General features: G+C 61.0%; 13 protein-coding genes. 4 read left to right on the top strand and 9 right to left on the bottom strand.

The window, feature by feature from the left end; genetic code table 11:
- Positions 1-41: 41 nt before the first annotated feature.
- Together AAE029_RS27450 and AAE029_RS27455 are read right to left on the bottom strand one after the other, a co-directional pair.
- A complete protein-coding gene (locus AAE029_RS27450; protein WP_371076070.1) occupies positions 42-1,535 on the bottom strand; it encodes a DUF4173 domain-containing protein in 1,494 nt (497 codons plus the stop codon).
- 402 nt (positions 1,536-1,937) lie between these two features.
- On the bottom strand, positions 1,938-2,354 hold the full coding sequence (locus AAE029_RS27455; RefSeq protein ID WP_371076071.1) for a DUF2809 domain-containing protein: 417 nt from the start codon (positions 2,352-2,354) through the stop codon (positions 1,938-1,940).
- Positions 2,355-2,738: 384 nt separating this feature from the next.
- Between AAE029_RS27455 and AAE029_RS27460 the strand changes: the two genes are divergently transcribed.
- The 4 genes from AAE029_RS27460 to AAE029_RS27475 all read left to right on the top strand — a co-directional run bounded on the left by AAE029_RS27460 (position 2,739) and on the right by AAE029_RS27475 (position 9,308).
- Positions 2,739-4,520, top strand: a complete 1,782-nt coding sequence (locus AAE029_RS27460; protein ID WP_371076072.1) for a heme peroxidase family protein — start codon at positions 2,739-2,741, stop codon at positions 4,518-4,520.
- A gap of 81 nt (positions 4,521-4,601) precedes the next feature.
- Positions 4,602-6,671: a trypsin-like peptidase domain-containing protein gene (locus AAE029_RS27465; protein ID WP_371076073.1), complete on the top strand. Its 2,070-nt coding sequence runs from the start codon at positions 4,602-4,604 to the stop codon at positions 6,669-6,671.
- The gene (locus AAE029_RS27470; RefSeq protein ID WP_371076074.1) at positions 6,668-7,717 is read left to right on the top strand and encodes a hypothetical protein; all 1,050 of its coding nucleotides are present in this window, start codon (positions 6,668-6,670) and stop codon (positions 7,715-7,717) included. The genes AAE029_RS27465 and AAE029_RS27470 overlap by 4 nt, the downstream gene beginning before the upstream one ends.
- 391 nt (positions 7,718-8,108) lie before the next feature.
- Positions 8,109-9,308, top strand: coding sequence for a pyridoxal phosphate-dependent aminotransferase (locus tag AAE029_RS27475; RefSeq protein WP_371076075.1), 1,200 nt, complete (start codon positions 8,109-8,111; stop codon positions 9,306-9,308).
- 51 nt (positions 9,309-9,359) lie between these two features.
- Here AAE029_RS27475 and AAE029_RS27480 read toward each other — a convergent pair whose 3' ends face one another.
- From AAE029_RS27480 to AAE029_RS27510, 7 genes are all read right to left on the bottom strand, one after another.
- Positions 9,360-10,712, bottom strand: coding sequence for a hypothetical protein (locus AAE029_RS27480; RefSeq protein WP_371076076.1), 1,353 nt, complete (start codon positions 10,710-10,712; stop codon positions 9,360-9,362).
- Between the two features lie 99 nt (positions 10,713-10,811).
- Positions 10,812-11,822 carry a cytochrome d ubiquinol oxidase subunit II gene (cydB, locus tag AAE029_RS27485; RefSeq protein WP_371076077.1) on the bottom strand — a complete coding sequence of 337 codons (1,011 nt, stop codon included), beginning with the start codon at positions 11,820-11,822 and terminating at the stop codon, positions 10,812-10,814.
- Positions 11,819-13,213, bottom strand: coding sequence for a cytochrome ubiquinol oxidase subunit I (locus AAE029_RS27490; protein ID WP_371076078.1), 1,395 nt, complete (start codon positions 13,211-13,213; stop codon positions 11,819-11,821). The genes cydB and AAE029_RS27490 overlap by 4 nt, the downstream gene beginning before the upstream one ends.
- 243 nt (positions 13,214-13,456) lie before the next feature.
- Positions 13,457-15,346: a bifunctional sugar phosphate isomerase/epimerase/4-hydroxyphenylpyruvate dioxygenase family protein gene (locus AAE029_RS27495; protein ID WP_371076079.1), complete on the bottom strand. Its 1,890-nt coding sequence runs from the start codon at positions 15,344-15,346 to the stop codon at positions 13,457-13,459.
- A 10-nt stretch (positions 15,347-15,356) separates the two neighbouring features.
- Positions 15,357-16,229: a shikimate dehydrogenase gene (locus AAE029_RS27500; RefSeq protein WP_371076080.1), complete on the bottom strand. Its 873-nt coding sequence runs from the start codon at positions 16,227-16,229 to the stop codon at positions 15,357-15,359.
- A 62-nt stretch (positions 16,230-16,291) separates the two neighbouring features.
- Complete coding sequence (locus AAE029_RS27505) at positions 16,292-17,308, bottom strand: TRAP transporter substrate-binding protein (protein ID WP_371076081.1); 1,017 nt, start codon at positions 17,306-17,308, stop codon at positions 16,292-16,294.
- Positions 17,309-17,378: 70 nt separating this feature from the next.
- Positions 17,379-18,659 carry a TRAP transporter large permease gene (locus AAE029_RS27510; protein WP_371076082.1) on the bottom strand — a complete coding sequence of 427 codons (1,281 nt, stop codon included), beginning with the start codon at positions 18,657-18,659 and terminating at the stop codon, positions 17,379-17,381.
- Positions 18,660-18,664: the final 5 nt, after the last annotated feature.

Here is an 18,664-nt window from a genome sequence, read left to right on the forward strand (position 1 = left end):
TCCTGCGAAGATTCATTGCGTCTGTTGTTATCGTTCTGCGTCTATCTTGCAATGGCTACGTGCTGCGCAAGGGTGCTCTCCAGCCGCCAGGCTCGAAGGTTCCAGCTTCGCCAGTCGCGTGAGCGCTGCGCGAACTGATAGGCAAGCCCCTCTCGCGTGATCGCGGCCGTCTTCATCTCCTCCGGAGCGAGAGGGGCAAGCGCGGTAATGTAGCGATCGAGCGCCGGAATGGCGGACGGGCCGAGCGAACGCAGATAACATATATCGAGGGCCAGTCCCTGGCCGCCAAGCTCTCGGCTGTGCTCGACATTGAAGCGCGAGATGAAGGCCGGAAAATCAATGAAGGCACAGACATACAGCACGGCCACAAGCGCTGCCAGGTTGGTGGCGATCAGCCATTCGCTGGACCGGCGCAGCAGGATGCGCAGGAGAATCAGGGCGAGGCCGGTGGCGACGAGGCCCATCCAGATCCCGGCCGCCACCCGAAGCTCCGTCAGGGAATAGACCTCAACATAGAGATCGAGCCTCAGGATGGAGGCAATGCAGAGAAGGATATTCTGGCCGATCCAGACATAGACGAGGCTGCGGATCAGTGGACTGCCGTCGCCGGGATCGTTACGGCGCATGGCGGCCAGGACGAAGGCGGCCGCCAGAAGCGCGGTCGCGACCAGAGGATAGGCGCCACGATGAGCGTATTCGGCATGGCTCATCCCATCGGGCAGATCCGCCCCACCCCAGAGATAAACGAGATCGAGCAGGCTCTGCACCGCAAAGAGCGCATTGAAAATAAGGAGCGAACGCAGCAAGGATGCGTGTCCGAACAGGGGATTTTCCTTCATTTCGACGAGCGCCGTGACTGTCGGGCGATTGTGCCGGCGCTTCAGGCGCGGCCGCAGCAGCGGCCATATCGACATCGCGATTATGAGCCAGAACGTGATGCGCCAGAAATCGAGAAGGCTCAAAAGCATGGAGAGATCGATGCTGCGCAGGCCCTCCTCGATGAGCGGATTGGCCATCGCGAAGAGGACGAGGAAGATCGAGGCGAGAGTGACCGGAACGGTCCAGACGACGAGGCTCCGCGATAGCCTGCCTGAAACGGGTTGTACGGCAGCTAAGAGGAGGCGCTTCAAGCAATCCTCCATAAGCCGCAGTGGCGCAACGAGAGCGAAACGAAAGAAGATCAGCGGCAGTCCGGTCATGCTCTCAGGCACCAGCCTCGAGCACGCCAGTGCGACGAATATTGCGGCACAAACAGAAAGCAGGGCGCCGAGAAGCGAAGGCGCCTCCAGCAAGGGTGCCGACACAAGGATGGAGAAGCCCAGCAACAGGCAGGCCATCCGTGATCCTAAACTGCCGATTGCCGGAAGCAGGATGCCGATGGTAACGGCGACCGCAAAGGCGAAAAGATTGATGCCCGGCTCCTGCCCGAAAAGCAGGAAATCCGCCAACGCCACGACGGCGAGCATTGTGATGCCCCTGCCCTTATTGCGCCTCGCGGGATTGCGGGCGCCCAGATCGTCGGCAATGTCGGTCAATGGTATTCTCCTCTAAGCCGCCCTTGATCACCATGAGCATGCGGATTGAATTTCGGGCGCGCCTAACGCGCTCGCAGCCGGTATCGTCTGCCAACCACCACCCGTCGTTCAGGAGGCAATCTGGCAGAGTGGGTGATGTGGTGAACGGCGTGATGTCTTTGTTGCTCATGCCGGGAAGGTGCCACCCGGAATTGCAGATTCTGTGCAGACGCCAAGGAAAAAGTGAGGAGAATAGGGAATACCACCTACGGGGCGTATCCGCCTCCGCAAGCGAAAAGCGGTTAAACTCGTTAGAGCGGTCCAGCTTTTCATAGAATCGCAGAACCGCTCTAACTTTTGTTTTTACGCAATTCCGAATGGAAAACCGCTTCGTACTTTTCCTGGAATTGCTCTAACGCGAATTTAGGGAGACTTGCGCGCTTTGGAGAGCCATAGACAATCGAGCAGCAGAGCCGCGACAATTCCGATGCCGTAGGCCAGGATGTTCCAAGGGGAGAACACGCGCCCCAGCAGCAGGGCACCCGCCGTCGTCAAACGGAAGGCATCGAGCCATTGCGTGTGATAAAGCCTGAAAAGCTCGACTGTGATCGCAATAAGAAACGCGCTGACGGCAGTTTTGCCTGGCTCGCTTTTGCCCGTCATGGACGCAAGCAGAAGGTAGACCATCGCCCCCCAAAGGCCCGAACCGCCGAATTTCACGACAACGAAGGGCAGATGCAAATCGTATCCGAACTTGCGAAGCGCAAGCCCACAACAGATTACGAGAACGGTGAACGCGACATATGTCGTCCGCCTGCTACCTCGCTGCCGCAATTCCATCAGATCTGCAAACGCTCCGACACGAGATATGCCTTCAGGAAACTACCTCTGTTTACCGATTGGCGCATTCTAAGGATCGAAAGCCTGCCTGCTGTCAATAGTGCCTTCGGTCACGATCGACTTGTCGCGCCCATTCACTCGTAAGTTGCGGATTGAAGGTATCAGTTGCGTGGCGGCATCAGCGCAGGGCGAATGCAATTTGTCGATTGATCTGCGGCCCCACCGGAAATTCGAAGACAAGCCGAAAGAGCTTCCAGCCTTATCCGAACAACGTCCATAAAACATGCCACCACAATCAAGAGTTCTAGTCCAAATGGGTTATTTGACAATTTAGCAACTTACGCAAGAATTACTCCTGGGGCTGGAAATAGAAGGGACTTTGCTATGACCATTCTGTTTCAATCCCATGGGGGGAGTGAAAAAGCCAAAGATCCGGACGCAATAGCGTTCGAGGCGGGTCCGCCCGCGGGCACGGACATCGCCGTCGATGAACAGGCCGATTTCGGCTATTTCGTCCCGCATTTGGATGCGCCGGAAAATTATCTGCCTGAAATGGCCGAAACGATCGGCGAGCTCGATGAGCTCGGCGACCTAATGATTCACCTCGCCGACGACCCGGAAGCGCAAGAGGACGTCGGCCCCGATTCCACCATGCCGCCCGTCCTGACCTACTGGGGTCAATTCCTGGATCACGAACTGACCGCGCGCACGGACCGCGAAAGCGTGATCTCCAGCGTCCAGAATCCGCATCCGCCCGTTGCGTCCTCGACGGTGGAAAGTCAGTTCAGGAATGCACGCTCGCCGCGCTTCGACCTCGACAGCGTCTATGGCGGCTCGCCGATCGGCCCGGGGATCACCTCGGATGTAGTCACCGTGATATCGGGCATGCGCCATCCGACGCTCGTCAACAAGATGCGGGTCGGCACCGCGATCGAACCGGGGCCGTTGCCGGATGGGCTCGATGAACATCGCGACCTGCCGCGATACGGCCAGGTACAGGCTTCCGTGCGGGATGCAGCCCTTCGTCTGGCACAGGCATCGATGTCATCAGCCGATTTTCAGAAGTTCTCCGCAACCCTTGCGCAGCGCGCGCTGATCGGAGACACGCGCAATGACGAAAATCTGGTCGTTGCCCAGTTTCACTTGAGCTTCCTGCGCTTTCACAACAAGGCCGTCGATTATCTGGCGAGTCACACGACGGGCTGGCTTGCCGACTTCTCCTCGGCGCAGACGCTGACCCGCCTGCACTATCAATGGCTTATTGTTGAAGGTTATTTGAAAGGCGTTTGTGATCCCGCCGTCGTCGAGCGGGTTGTTCAGGATCGGGCATCGCATTTCTTCAAATTCAGGGCGGAGTTCGATCAACGGCGCCAGAATTCAAGGCTCGGCAATGCGCTGCCTCTCGAATTCTCCGCCGCCGCCTACCGGTTCGGCCACTCGATGGTTCGCGCCCTCTATGATTACAACAAGAACTTCGGCCGGCCCGGCGGTTTCCGGGAAAATGCCACACTCGACCTGTTGTTCCGCTTCACAGGCGGCGGTGGCGCAATTGACACCAACAAGAAGCTGCCGAAGAACTGGGTGATCGACTGGACAAGGTTCACCGGCATTTCGCCGCATGATTCCGCTGACGGTCAGCCGGCCCGCGTCGCCCGCAAGATCGATACGGAACTGGCGCCGCCATTGCGCGTCATGCTCAAGGAAGGCAACGACCAGACGGACGAACAGTTGCGGAAGCTGTTCAAGAGCCTTGCCCGCCGCAATCTCCGCCGCGGCTACAATCTGCGGCTTCCGACAGGCCAGGCCCTTCACAAATACCTCAGGCAGCATGGGGCGGTGCAATCGGCTCCCATCGAGGACGTCTCGACAATCTTCGCGTCCAAACCTGCGCTTCAGGGCTTCCTCATGAATTCCAGTGCCAAGTTCCACCAGCGGACGCCGCTGTGGTTCTACATCCTGGCGGAAGCCGAAGCGGCCGGCGGCAATCATCTTGGCGAAGTGGGAAGCTGTCTTGTCGCCTCGACCTTCGTCGGCGTCCTGCTGGCGGACCCGGATTCGGCTCTGTCGCGCGGTTTCGCTCCAAGTCAGAGCCCGCTCAGGATGCCCGACGACACGTTGATCGATTCGATTGCGAAATGGATGCGTTTCGCAGCTGTCATGGAATAGAGCCAGCCGGGTAGAACCGGCAGGATGTGCCTAAGCAACGCCTCGCCGCTCAAGCGGCGAGGCCCTCGGCATGCGGAGGCAATGATGGAAGCGGATCCCGAGCTTGTTGCCAGACTCGTATCGGAAGTGCTTGCACGACTTGCGGTGGAAGCTGAGGGCGTGAAGGCGAAAGATGCGCCTTCAGCTGCCGCGCCGATCGATGCACGGCCGGGCACCTTGAGCGGGATTCCCTTCGTCGAGGAAGTGGCGCCCACCGATCGTCCTTTCTCCGACGTTGGCACGAAAGGCGGCGTCGACGATCCGTCGAAGATGCTGCGGGGTTGGACCGGCGTCCCCGATTCCGGGCTCGTCCTGGAGACGGCGGTCGGCCGATACCTCACCTCCCCTTCCGCCTTGCTTGCAATCCTGGCGGAGCGACGCCGCGCCGTGGCGATCATCTCCGCCGAGGGCATCGACTACAAGGGTGATCCGGGACAATGGAGCGGCACGGGATTTCTTGTCGGACCGAACCTGTTCCTGACCAACCATCATGTCCTGAACTCCGTTCAGGTCAGCCGAGGCGCCAAGGTCGAGTTCAACTATGAAATCTCGCCGGAGAACCTTCTGCTCGGCAATGGCTCGCCGCCGCGCGCAACCGAGACCTTCGCGCTAGATCCCGGCCGGCTGTTCCTGACAAGCCCGACCGTCGACGGCCTCGATTACACCTTCATCTGGATCGAAAGCACTGCGCAGGAAAAATTCGGCTCCATACCGATGGAACGGTCTTCCTTCACCGTCGACGAGGGCGCGCAGGCCTTCGTCATCCACCATCCGGACGGAAGGCCGAAAGAGGTCAGCCTCGACGACACCGACATCATCGGGATCAAGACGACAATCATTCACTATTCTTCCGACACCATGGGCGGATCGTCGGGCGCACCGGTCTTCGATCATCGCGGGCGCCTGATCGCGCTGCACCATGCAAGCAGGCGTCAGTCGGTCGACCTGGCAGATGGCGGCCATACGGATGTGGTGAACGAAGGCATCAAGATCGCCGCAATCGCGATCGACCTCGAAAACCGGATGCGATCGGGCGGAACCGATGCCCCTCTTGCCGAAACGGTATTGAGGGCGATCGGCGGCTCCGACACGATGTCGGGCTTCTTCGGCGGCCTCGGACGCGAGATCGCACCGGGCAGCCTCGCTCCCGAGGCGGTCGTGGCAACCTATCGCGGAACGGATCAGGATATCGATATCGGCTTCTGGAGCATCGAGTGGCTGGCGACACGCTGGAAGGACGACAGGAAACTCAATGGTGCCGCCCGGGTCGTCGCCGATCTCAATCTCGACGCATGGGGACTGGCTGATGTTTCGCCAGATGGTGTCAGGGCGCTGGTCGCGCGGATCGAGGACATCTACGGAGAGCGCTACCAATGCGATTTCTCCGAGCCGGATGCGGTGGGCGGCACGCCTTCTACGGCGATGATCTGGAAGAAATCCTCACTTGTCGGCGAAGCGATGGCCTGGCCGAGCAATGTCGCTCCGCTTCTGCGCGAGCGCGGCGATGGCTACGATGCCGAACGTAGCCCCCTGTTCGAGCACTATCCCGGCCTGTTCCGCTTCAGGACGGCCGGCGACATGCCGGCCTATACATTCCATATCATCCCCCTGCATCTGAAGGCGATGGATGAGGGAAGCCTGCGTCGCAGGCTTGCATCGCGCATCCTGGCCCGCGCGGTCGAGGATCTGAGCGGCGAAGCCGGTAGTGACGTCATCTTCGGCGGCGAAGTGACCGCACCGCTCGCACCGGAGGATTTCCGTCGGATCGAAGAGGCAGGATTTATCGTCCTCGGGGCGCAGGACGAACGGGATGGCGCAATCACATACATCAAAAGCCCGGATTCAGCCGTCGACAACGTCTTCCTCTCGCCCGGCATGCGGCCGAACGTGGACTCGGCCGATTACTTCATCGTCGCCAAGAACCGCAGCATGTCGAACTTCATCGACAATGTTTCCGATCGCAGGCCGAATGCCCTCAGGCTCTCGCTGTCGAGGCCCGGCAGGACAGCGCCGCCGGCAACCGGCGATATCGATGCCCTGATCGACCGGATGCTGGCCTCCGAGAAGACGACCAGCACGCGCAAGCGCACTGCAAGGAGGCGCACGACATGAAAAGAGCCCGGCGTCAGCCAGAATCGCAACCCGTTTCCGTTGCGGGAAAACTGCCCTATGCCGATTTCAAGAAAATGCTGATGGATCCGGATGTGCCGGACGAGGAGATCGCGAAATATCTGACGGCAAGACCGGCAGAAAGCGGTCCCTTCGACCCCGCCATTGTCCCTGATCCCACGAAGGTGGAGATGACGCCCGAGGGCGAGTTCGATGTCGAGAGCGCCATTCGCTGGGGCAATGCCATCTGCCGCTGGCGCCGGCAGGCTACCTTCAACCAGCGCATCTCCGCCAGCGAGAGAAAACCCGTCCTCGTTTCGGAAGGCGACTCCTGGTTCCAGTTTCCTTTTTTGATCGAGGATGTCATCGACCAGCTCAACACGGACTTCCTGATCTGGAGCCTGGATGCCGCCGGGGACACTTGCGACAACATGGTCAACCGCAATCCGGAATACATGCAAGGCCTCGTGAAGCAGAAGCGCAATCATGTCGCGGGCTTCCTGTTCTCGGCAGCCGGAAACGACGTGATCGGTGAAGACCTCTTGGGTCAGCCCGTCCTCGGCAGGCTTTTAAAGCAGCACCAGCCCGGCAAGGACGCCGCCTGGCATGTCGACAACGCCCAGCTTGCGACGATCCTTTCGACCCTTTCCGAATCCTACGCCAAGGTCATCACGACCATTCGCCTCGACAACGACTTCAGGAAGCTCCCGATCTTCATTCACGGCTACGACTACGCCATCCCCGGCGGCTTTCCCGGCGACACGCGCCGGCCGATCTATGCCAAGCAGGACGAATGGCTCGGCGCCCCGATGAAGCAGAAAGGCATCAGCGACACCACACTGCAGCGCGACATCATCCGCATCCTGATCGATGCCCTCTACGACATGCTGCACCGGTTAGCCGGCCAGAGCGCCACGACGCATGTCCATGTGATCGACGTCAGGGGAACGCTCGCAATCGGCGACTGGGCGGATGAGATCCACGGCACCGATGCCGGCTTCAAGAAGGTTGGAAGGCTCTTCAAGACCGCGATACGCGGGGCGATTTGAACCATCGCTTGCAGGAGCATCTGTGCCGCGATGCCCTCAAGCAAGTGACGACTGTGAAACAACTGCCACTGTGAGGGACGACGGAGGGTGCGACTCCCCCTTCGCCCCGCCTGCGGGGAGAAGGGGGCCGACAGGCCGGATGAGGGGCCGTGCGCGGCACTTGAATTTTGATCCGTAGCCGTCGGAATCGCTAAGAGTTTCGCCCCTCACCCTAACCCTCTCCCCGCACGCGGGGAGAGGGCACGAAGGCTTCGTTGCGCGCCACAGCACAGCAAAATCCTACATATGTAAACACAACATCCTGAAATGAAATCGCAAAAATATCCTCTCCCCCGACCATCAGGCGGATCGAACCGCGGCTGCAGCATCGATCACGCGAACTCAGGAGAGAATGATGTACCAGGGCCCCATAGTCACTCCGCCCCCGCTCTCGGAGCGATTGGACAATCTCGATGATATGCTCGTGACGGAATCCGAAATTCATAAGGTTGCGGTCAAGCGGCGAGACGCCGGAGAAGATATCATCCTGCTTACGGTTGCCGATCAAGAGGCAGCGCCGGCGCAAACGCTTGCCGCTTGTATCGAAGCGATCGAGAAGGACAGCATTTCGGCCCAGGCGCCTTTCAGGCTGCACAGGGCTATGGCAGCAATATCATCGAGAAGCACCGGCCTTGAAACGAGCGAGAGCCAGGTCCTTGCTTTCCCGAGCGGCCAGTTTGCTCTCTATGCTGCATTGCAGGCAATAGCAGACCCGGGCTCACATGCGGTGATGTTTGCGCCCTACTACCAAACATATCATGCGACGCTGCGCGCCGCAGGTACCGCAGTTTCGATCGTGGAGACGAGGCCGCAGAACGACTTTCAACCGGAGCGCGGCTCGATGGAGCAGGCATTGCGCTCGAACACTTGCCTTATTCTGATCAATACGCCGAACAATCCAACGGGCGCAACATATTCGCGAAAGACGCTCGAGGATATCGCTGAAATCTGCCTCAGACATAATCTCTGGCTGGTATCCGACGAAGTCTATTGGAGTCTCGCCGACGCGCCTATTTCACCTCGCGCGTTGCCCGGCATGGCAGATCGCACTGTCGTCGTTAATTCGATGTCAAAGAGCCATGGCATTCCGTCCTGGCACATCGGCTGGATCACGGGACCAGAGACATTGATCACGCGACTCAAGAAGCTGAGAGCCATTACGGCCGGCGAGATCCCCACCCCTCTGTTGAAAGCCTGTGTCGCTGCTCTCGAGAATGACTATGGCGTCCATGAGATCATTGACCGCCATGCCGCGCGACGCGCCGCCGTGCTTCAAGCATTGCGACAGATGGGAAAGATCAAGCTCCGCGGAACCGCGGCTGGCGGCTACCTCATGATCGACATCCGGGAGATCGAGCCGGACTGCGGCGCTTTTGCATGGAAACTTCTGGAGGCCGAACAAGTGGCCGTTATGCCCGGCTCCTTCTTCGGCGACGCTGCAAAGGGACATCTTCGCCTCAGCCTAGGTCAGCCGAAGGAAATACTAAGGGAAGCGATGCACCGGCTGGGGCGATTTGTACGCCAGTATCCCGCAAAGCAGGGTTTGAGTTGATTCTGCAGTGAAAATCCCCCTCACCCTGACTATAGGCGGCCTGTCGCACCCTCATTCGTCATCGGCGCAGGCTTCCACCAGGATTCGCTGCAGGTCATCGAGGAAGGAGGGAATGTGGCTGGGCGTCGTCTGAACGATGCGAAGCTGGCCGTCCAGGCTTGCGGCGCCGATCACACGCTCGTTGGTGAAGCGCCCCTGAACGGAAGGCCCCCAGAATGCCTCCAGGCGCACGGACCCGACAGTCGTCGGAATCGGCAGCGCACCCAGATTTGAAACAATGGCATCATATTGCAGCGATCCCATCGTGCCGGAGGCAAGCTTGCTGTCGGCAGTTGCCGGCGGCAGCTTGGCTTCGAGGGCGCCCAGGCCGCGCACGACGCCCTCAGGCGTACGGGCGGGCGCTAGATCCGCGGTCGCCTGGCGTGCAAGCTTCCAGAAGGCTGATCCCGTCAAACGGCGATCCCGAAGGGGAAAGCGCACTGTGCCGGCACCGACGAGCAGCGCGCAATTGCGTTGGTCGACGTCGAGCATCGCTCTCAGATCGACGGCGCTGGTTATCGTGAACGTGTCTTTGCCGACATCAGCAGCCGTACTGCAGATCAGAGCCGCGCAGATCGTACCGTGCAGTGTGGTTCCGTTCTCCCTAGCGCAGTGCAGCGCACGTGCCGTGAACGTCCGGTCGAAGGCGAGGGTCGAAACAATGGGCCGATCGCCCTCGAAGGGCCGCCAGAGCGGAGCATCGGCAATTGCGCGCAGCGCCGCGGCATCCTTTTCGGCGTGAGGAGCAGGCGCGATCGCATCCGCGTTGAGCAGCCTTCTTGCCGCGATCGTCTCGAGCGGCGGCATGACCGGCAGCGGCGGCAGCGGCCGTCCGTTGAGCGCCTCCATCAGATCCTGAATGATGTAGGCACCCGATAGCGCGTCGGCGGCGCCATGATGCAGGGTCAGCACGACCGTGGCCCGACCTGCACCATGAAATTCGACGTCATGCAGGCCATCATCATGCAGAATTGTCACCCGCATCAGCGGCCCGTCGCTGTCGGGAAAGGCCGTTGCGAGCTCACGCTCCACTACCCTCCGCCAGTCCGCTTCCTCGGCGAACGGAATGAACGTAAGTTTCAACGGTCGATTGGTCCGATAGAAACCGGCGCCATGTCGGGAATCGTCCCGTACAGAGACCGACAAGATCGGATGCCGCCTCTGGATCATCGCGAAGGCCGCGCGATAATCCTCGGGGTCCTTGTTCGCCGCCAGTTCCGCAACGACGCAGAAATGCCGCGGATGCTCCGCCGAATAGTAATGAAACAATCGTTCCTGTGCACCGAGCTCTCGGATGAAGCCCGGCTTCTCTTCAGCGACGGCGTTCAGATTTTCCCGGCGCGCATAGGATGGAATGATCGACAATGACTTATCTCCCCTGCTGATGCACGGGAAATTGGCGGTCTTGGTGTTACGCGATGGTTGCGAACGGGCGAGATACGGTTACGATTGTAGCGTCTCCCCTTAGTGATAGCCGATATCGCCGCGAACCTTGCCTCGGAACACCCAGTAAGACCATCCGGTATAAACGAGGATGACCGGCAACAAGGTCAGCGTCCCGATCAGCAGAAAGGCCTGCGTGTTGGGCGAGGAGGCAGCCTCCCACAACGTGTAGCGATGCGGCACGATCATCGGGAAAAGACTGATGACGATGCCAAGATATGACATCATGAAGAGGCCGGCCGAGGCTGCGAAGGGCATGACCTCAGCGCTCCCCGAAAATCCACGCCAGGCGCAGAGTGCGAAGAGCAGCGCCAACAGCGGAACGGGCGCGAAGATCGCTATATTGGGCCACGTAAACCAGCGGGCAGCGATGTCAGCGTTCATGAGCGGCGTCCAGACGCTGACGATCGCGACAGCCGCCGCCACGCCGATGAGGCAGGCCAGTCCGAGCCGGCGCATCTGCGCCTGGAGTGCGCCCTCCGTCTTCATCACCAGCCAGCCGGCCCCGAGCAGGCCATAGCCGAAGACCAGCGCCACGCCGGTCAGCAGAGAAAAGGGCGTGAAGCAGTCCCAGCTGGAGCCCGCGAAGGTGCGGCCCTCGACCTCGAACCCCTGGATGAAGGTGCCGAGAACGATGCCCTGCATCAGAGTCGCGATGATCGAGCCGACTGAGAATCCATAATCCCAGAAGGTCCTGTGCTCGCTATCGCGGAAGCGGAATTCGAAGGCGACGCCGCGGAAGACAAGCGCGATCAGCATTACCGCGATCGGCAGATAGACCGCCGGGATGATGATTGCGAAGGCGAGCGGGAAGGCCGCGAACAGCCCGATGCTGCCGAGGACGAGCCAGGTCTCGTTGCCGTCCCAGATCGGAGCGATGGAATTCATGACAAGATTGCGCGACCTCGTATCCACCGCGAAACCGAACAGAATGCCGACACCAAGATCGAAGCCGTCGAGCAGCACATAGAAGAGCACGCCGAGCCCGAGGATGATGGTCCAGACGGGAGTCAGGTCGAGGGCTGTGGTCATTGGGAATCCCCCTGCGAAGGCGCTGCGGCCGCACGGATCGGCGACTGAGGACGGCCGCTTTCGATCGGCGTCTCCGGCCCAATCGTGACGCCTTGCCTGACAATGCGCGCCATCAGGTAGATCCCGGCGGGATAAATGATGAGATAGGCAATCACGTAGCCGGTTAGCGACAGCAGTACGTCGGCGCCGGTCAGCGACGGGGGTACGGATTCTCGCGTCAGGATATGGCCGTAGACCAGCCAGGGCTGTCGCCCGACTTCCGTCGTCGTCCACCCGGCGATCACGGCGATGTAGCCGAGCGGTCCCGCAAACTCGCAGCAGCGCAGATACAGACTTCTCTGGAAAAGTCCTCCACGCCATCGCAGCCATGTCCCGGCGAGCACCACGATCAGCATCAGGGTCCCGGCGCCGACCATGATGCGGAAGGCGAAGAACACGATCGCGACAGGCGGGCGCTGGTCCGGTGGCACTTCCTTGAGGCCCTTTACCTCGCCATCCAGTTCATGCGTGAGGATCAGGCTACCGATCCGCGGCACCTCGATGCTGAAACGGTTGGTTTCGGCGCCCTGATCCGGAAGGGCAAAGAGCGTCAGCGGCACGCCCCTTGCCGTCTCCCAGCGCGCCTCGATGGCGGCGAGCTTGACCGGCTGCATATGCAGTGTGTTGAGCCCGTGCTGGTCCCCGAGAAACATCTGGAGCGGCACGAGAACGAGCAGCAGCCACAGCGTGTGCGACAGGATCACGCGTGCCTCCCGTACCGAGTTGCCCTTTCGCAGGAGATAGGCCGAAACGGCGAGAACCGTGAAGGCCGTCGTCGTATAGAATGCGACCACCGTGTGAGCGAGACGATAAGGGAAGGAGGCGTTGAAGATGATTTCCATCCAGCTGACCGGGAAGAAGCGGCCATCGATGATTTCGAACCCTCCCGGCGTTTGCATCCAGCTGTTGGTCGCCAAGATCCAGAACGACGACATCAGCGTGCCGCTGGCGACCATGACCGCGGCGAAGAAATGCGCCCAGCGCGGCACGAGATTGCGGCCAAAGAGCAGGACGCCAAGGAAGCCCGCCTCGAGGAAAAAGGCCATCAGCCCCTCATAGGCCAGGAGCGGCGAGATGATGTTGGAGGCCGCATCGGAAAAGCGGCTCCAGTTGGTGCCAAACTGGAAGGGCATCATGATGCCCGAGACGACGCCCATCCCGAAGGAGACCGAGAAGATCTTCGTCCAGAAAGAGGATATGCGGACATAGATTTCGTCGCGCGTGAAGAAATACAATCCCTCGACGAAGGCGATGTAAGAGGCAAGTCCAACCGTGAATGCGGGCAGCAATATGTGCCAAGCTATCAACCAGGCGAACTGCAATCTCGATAAAAGGACAGGATCAAGTTCCATGACTGCTTTCCCCTCAAAGCATTTCTGGAAGGCCCTTCGAATTTCCGGAGAACAACCGATTGTATCCTGACTCTAATCTGCCTGCACTCGGTTATTCGCCGTGCGGGCAACGCGGTTATATTTGTGCAATCGGCTAAAATAGTTGGTTTTCCCCTCCACACGGCAAAACATCTCGATCCGCAGCCACAGCCAGCCTACCGCATCTCCGGGCGCGGCGCCACCGCAGCACTTGATGCGTGTCCATCAGCTCTTTGGCAGGCCCGCTGGTCGCAAATGCTTCCTCAGCGCAGCAATGCGGAAGATGGCGTTGGCCGCGCCATAGCCGCGATAGCCGCGGCGCTCGACGATCTCGAAAAAGAAGCCTTCGCCATAGGTCGGGCTATAGAGCTGGAAATATTCGCCGTAGTCGTCGCGGTCATAGAGAATGTTGGAAGCCTTCAGGCGATCCGTAAGTTCCGCATCGAGGCCGAAGCGGGCTTCGAGGTCGTCGTAATAATTGGGCGAGATCGTAAGCGCGACGAAGCCGTTCCTGGCCAGTGCTTCGGCAGTCGCGAGGATGTCCTTGGTCTCAAAGGCCAGATGCTGGATACCAGAGCCGAAGGTTTCGGCAATGAAGTGGCCGGCAAGCGTGTTGCGGTTTTCCGCGCCGTTCATGGTGATGCGCAGCGAGCCCTCGGCGTTCTCCACCACCTGGCTGCGCACGACGCCGGACGGATCGATGATATCGACCATCGGCGTTTTCCGGGCTTCGAGGATCGACGTGTAGAACAGCAGCCAGGTCAGAAGCTCCTCGTATTTCATCGTCTGCGCCATGTGGTCGATGGAGACGAGGCCCGCCGGCTGCGTGGCGACGTCTTCTTCGATCGGATCGAATTCGATCTCCCAGATGCGGCCGAGCTTGGACTTGCGGTCGAGAAAATAGAGCACGCCACCACCGACGCCGCGCACCGCAGGCATCTCGATTTCGCCGTCATCGAGCGGCTGACGGAATCGCTCGGCGCCCAGCGCCACGGCGCGCGCCGCGGTGGCCTTCGCATCGTCGACCAGCAGACCGGCGGCATAGGCCGAGGTGCCGTGGACGGCATAGGAAGCGCTGGCAAACCCGCGCGGATCGGTATTGACGACGAGGTTGATGCCACCCTGGCGAAAGACGGTGACGCTTTTGGTCTTGTGTCTTGCCGCCTTGCGGAAGCCGAGGCTGGCGATCAGCGCTTCGAGCTGCGGTGCTTCCGTCTCGTCGACAGTGAACTCGACGAAGGCGATGCCCTCGACGGCGGCACGCGGCGGCATCGCCGGCACCGGCAGCGCGCTCTCCGGCTGCTCGCGTTTGACCTGATCGCCGAGATAGATCAGCGAACGGCGGCCGTCGACGGCGATTGCGGTCGGCGAACCGCCGCGGAACTGGTCGTTGAAGATCTCCAGCGACAGATAGCCGTCATAGCCCGTTGCAGCCGCCGCCTTCATGAAGTCGAGGACCGGCAGGTCGCCCTCGCCTGGCATGTTGCGGAAGTGGCGGCTCCAATAGAGCAGGTCCATGTCGATCAGCGGCGCGTCGGCAAGCTGGATGATGAAGATCTTTTCCTTCGGGATCGAACGGATCGAATTGACGTCGATCCTGCGCGACAGCGTGTGGAAGCTGTCGAGGATCAGACCGATATTCGGATGATCGGCGCGGCGCACGATCTCCCAGGCGTCGCGATGGTCGTGGATATGCCGGCCCCAGGCGAGCGCCTCGTAGCCGACGCGCAAGCCGCGCCTGGCCGCCCGCTCGCCGAGCTCGCGAAAATCGGCGGCGGCGCGGTCGAGGCCGCCGAGTGCTGCGGGCGAGACATTCGAGCAGACGAGCACCAGGTCGGTGCCCATCTCCTGCATCAGGTCGAATTTGCGCTCCGCACGGTCGAAAGTTCGGCTGCGCAGCGGTTCCGGCATGCCCTCGAAATCGCGGAAGGGCTGGAAGAGCGTGATCTCCATGCCGAGATCGCGCACCATCCGGCCGACCTCTCTCGGGCTCTCGTCGAAGATGAGGAAGTCGTTCTCGAAGATCTCGACGCCGTCGAAGCCCGCCTTTGCGATCGCCTCGAGCTTCTCGCCAAGGTCGCCGCTCAAGGAAACAGTCGCTATCGAGGTCTTCATGTCGCCCTCCTCAGGTGCCGGCGTTGACGGTCATGGTCTTGAAATGGGTGAGCATGCGGCCGGCATCGGGCTCACGACCGGTGAAGAGCCGAAAGGCTCCAACGGCCTGGAAGACCGCCATGCCACCGCCGTCGAGCGTTTCGCAGCCGCGCAACCGGGCCTGCCGCAGCAGTTCGGTTTTCAGCGGAAAATAGACGATCTCGGCCACCCAATGCCGCGGCTCCAGCAAGTGCGGGGGCAAGGGCGTGCCAGGATATTTGGCCATGCCTGTTGGGGTCGCGTGGATGAGCCCGGAGGCCTCCCTCATCGCGGCTTGCAGATCCCCTCCAGATCGGATGGACGCCTCCGGAAAGAGTGCCGACATGGTCTCGGCAAGCGATGCAGCCCGGTCGGATTCGCGATCGAAAACCGTCAGCTTTTCGAGGCCGAGCGAAAGGATGGCATAGGCGGTCGCGACGCCGGCTCCGCCCGCGCCGAGCTGGACGGCGGATGAGAGATCGGCATTGGGCAGTCCGCGACGGAAGCTCTCGGCAAAGCCCCACCAGTCGGTATTGTGGCCATAGCGCCGCCCGCCCTTCAGGATCACCGTATTGACGGCGCCGAGCGCGCGGGCTTCCCCGGAGAGTTCGTCGAGATGCGGAATGACCGCCTGCTTGCAGGGATGCGTGATGTTGAGCCCGGTAAAGCCCCTGCCCTCGGCATCAGCGAGCAGCTTTGGGAGATCTGCCGCCGACGCGCCGATCTGATTGAGGTCGATCAACTCATATTCATAGGCAAGTCCCTGTGCTGCGCCCTCCCGCATATGCATAGCGGGCGTGAGCGAGGCCTGGATGCCGGCGCCGATCAATCCGGCTTTCAGGGGCATGAGAAGTGTATCGGTCATTCCGTCTGGTCCCGCGATTGCGCCGGTTGCCGGCCCGCCCGAAGGCGGGCCGGCGCGTCTCATTACTTGCCGCGCGCGGCGTCGAGTTCCTTGAAGAGTTCGGCGACTGTTTCGGGACCGATATCGGCGCTGAACTTGTCGATCAGCGGCTTGACGGCATCGCGCAGCTTCTGTGTCTCCTCGGGGCTGAGCTCCGAGACTTCCATGCCGTTGCTCTTGATCTCCTCGATCGCCTTGGCGTCCTGCTCGCGCGAGACCTTGCGCTGATAGTCGCGCGCCTCGGTTGCCGCCGATTGCAGCACGGCCTTCTCCTCGTCATTGAGGCCGTCCCAGAACTTCTTGCTGACGAGAACGATCTGCGGATTGTACTGGTGACGGGTCACCGTCATGTATTTCTGCACTTCGTAGAACTTGGCGTTGATGATGTTCGCCGCCGGATTCTCCTGGCCGTCCACCGTGCCGGTTTCGAGCGCCGTGTAGAGCTCGGTATAGGGCAGCGGCACGGCATTGGCGCCGAGGCTGTTGAAGAGCGCGATCGGGATCGGCGACTGGATCGTCCTGATCTTGAGGCCCTTGATGTCCTCGAGCTTGGTGACGGGATGGCGATCGTTCGTCAGGTTGCGGAAGCCGAGCTCCCAATAGGCAAGGCCGACGAGGCCCGTGTCCGGCAGGAGCTTCATCAGGCTTGTGCCGAAGGGACCATCCATCACCTTGTCGGCTTCTTCACCGCTGTTGAAAAGGAATGGCAGGTCGACGGCACCGAACTGCTTGACGTTGCCAGCAAGGATGCCGGCATTGAGCACCGTCATTTCAACGACGCCACCCTGCAGCGCCGAGACCGTTTGGACGTCGCCGCCGAGCACGCCGCCCGGGAAGAGCTTGATCTCGATCTTGCCGCCGCTCTTTTCCTTCACCAGTTCGGCGAATTTCTCCATCCCCATGACCTGCGGATGGCCCTTATTGTTGGCGGATGCAAATTTGAGCTGATGTTCGCGGATTTCCGCCGTTGCCGGACCGGCAACCATGAGCGCGACAGGCAATGCCAGCCCGAGCGCCAGTTTCGTGAACCTATTCAACATGTTTTCCTCCCAGATATGACCGGAAACCCTCCGGCCGCGTTGAAATTCGCCGCCTGCTCGGCGGTCGTGATCAATGACCGAACCAGGAGACCGGGACGGTCACCAGTTGCGGGAACAGGACAAGCAGGAGCAGAACGATCAGCTCGGCGATCATGAAGGGCATGACGCCCTTCATCAGCTCTTCCATCGAAAGCCTGGAAACGCCGCAGATGACGTTCAGCACGGTGCCGACGGGCGGCGTGATGAGCCCGATCGCGTTATTGATGATGAAGATGACGCCGAAATAGACGGGGTCGATGCCGGCCTGCTTGATGATCGGCATCAGGACCGGCGTCATGATCAGGATCGTCGGCGTCATGTCCATCGCGGTCCCCACGACCACCACCAGAACCATGATTGCGAGCAGCAGCAGGGTCTGGTTGTCCATCAGCGGCTCGACCAGTGCTGCGAGATCGCCGGGCACGTCGGCGACCGTGATCAGCCAGGCCGAAACGGCGGCGCAGGCGACCAGGAACATGACGACCGAGGTGATCTTGGCGGCCGCGACGAAAACATGGAAAAGCTTCGCCGGCGGCAGTTCGCGGTAGATCACCATCGAGACGAAGAGCGAATAGACTGCCGCGACGACCCCTGCCTCGGTGGGCGTGAAGACGCCGAATTTCAGCCCGACGATGATGATGACCGGCAGCAGCAGCGCCCAGATGCTGTCGATGAACGCCTTCAGGCGCACCGCGCCGCTTTGGCGCGGCGGAAGCTGGAATTGCTCCTTGCGCGCGACGATCAGCCAGGTAATGCAGAGGGCCGCGCCGATCAGCAGGCCGGGAAAGATGCCGGCCAGGAAGAGCTTGGTGATCGAGACGCCGCCGACGACGCCGTAAAGGATGAAACCAATCGACGGCGGGATGATCGGCCCGATGATCGATGCGGACGCGAGCAAGCCGCCGGCGCGGGCCGGATCATGGCCGGACTTCAGCATCATCGGCAGGAGTAGTGCGCCAAGTGCGGCCGCGTCGGCGACCGCCGAGCCGGAAAGGCTCGCCATGACGCAAGCCGCGAATATGGCGACGAAACCGAGGCCGCCACGGATGTGGCCGACCATCACGGTCGCCAGCTGGACGATGCGCCGTGACAGGCCGCCGGCATTCATCACCTCGCCGGCAAGCATGAAAAAGGGAACCGCCATCAGCGGAAAACTGTCCGCGCCGTTCAGCACGTTCTGCGCGACGATCTGTGCGTCGTAGAGGCCGAGATACATCATCAGCGCGACGCCGGTGATGATCAGCGCGAAGGCGATCGGAACGCCGAGTGCCATGGGACCGAGGAGCGCGCCAACGAAAATGGAAACCGTCATCGCCC

This window comes from Sinorhizobium sp. CB7 (genome assembly GCF_041357635.1).
Classification (GTDB): domain Bacteria; phylum Pseudomonadota; class Alphaproteobacteria; order Rhizobiales; family Rhizobiaceae; genus Rhizobium.

Excerpts from the sequence above, each read along its gene's own strand:
- AAE029_RS27455 (WP_371076071.1), bottom strand. The coding sequence starts at position 2,354 with ATGGAATTGCGGCAGCGAGGTAGCAGGCGGACGACATATGTCGCGTTC.
- AAE029_RS27460 (WP_371076072.1), top strand. The coding sequence starts at position 2,739 with ATGACCATTCTGTTTCAATCCCATGGGGGGAGTGAAAAAGCCAAAGAT.
- AAE029_RS27465 (WP_371076073.1), top strand. The coding sequence starts at position 4,602 with ATGATGGAAGCGGATCCCGAGCTTGTTGCCAGACTCGTATCGGAAGTG.
- AAE029_RS27470 (WP_371076074.1), top strand. The coding sequence starts at position 6,668 with ATGAAAAGAGCCCGGCGTCAGCCAGAATCGCAACCCGTTTCCGTTGCG.
- AAE029_RS27475 (WP_371076075.1), top strand. The coding sequence starts at position 8,109 with ATGATGTACCAGGGCCCCATAGTCACTCCGCCCCCGCTCTCGGAGCGA.
- cydB (WP_371076077.1), bottom strand. The coding sequence starts at position 11,822 with ATGACCACAGCCCTCGACCTGACTCCCGTCTGGACCATCATCCTCGGG.
- AAE029_RS27490 (WP_371076078.1), bottom strand. The coding sequence starts at position 13,213 with ATGGAACTTGATCCTGTCCTTTTATCGAGATTGCAGTTCGCCTGGTTG.
- AAE029_RS27495 (WP_371076079.1), bottom strand. The coding sequence starts at position 15,346 with ATGAAGACCTCGATAGCGACTGTTTCCTTGAGCGGCGACCTTGGCGAG.
- AAE029_RS27500 (WP_371076080.1), bottom strand. The coding sequence starts at position 16,229 with ATGACCGATACACTTCTCATGCCCCTGAAAGCCGGATTGATCGGCGCC.
- AAE029_RS27505 (WP_371076081.1), bottom strand. The coding sequence starts at position 17,308 with ATGTTGAATAGGTTCACGAAACTGGCGCTCGGGCTGGCATTGCCTGTC.
- AAE029_RS27510 (WP_371076082.1), bottom strand. The coding sequence starts at position 18,659 with ATGACGGTTTCCATTTTCGTTGGCGCGCTCCTCGGTCCCATGGCACTC.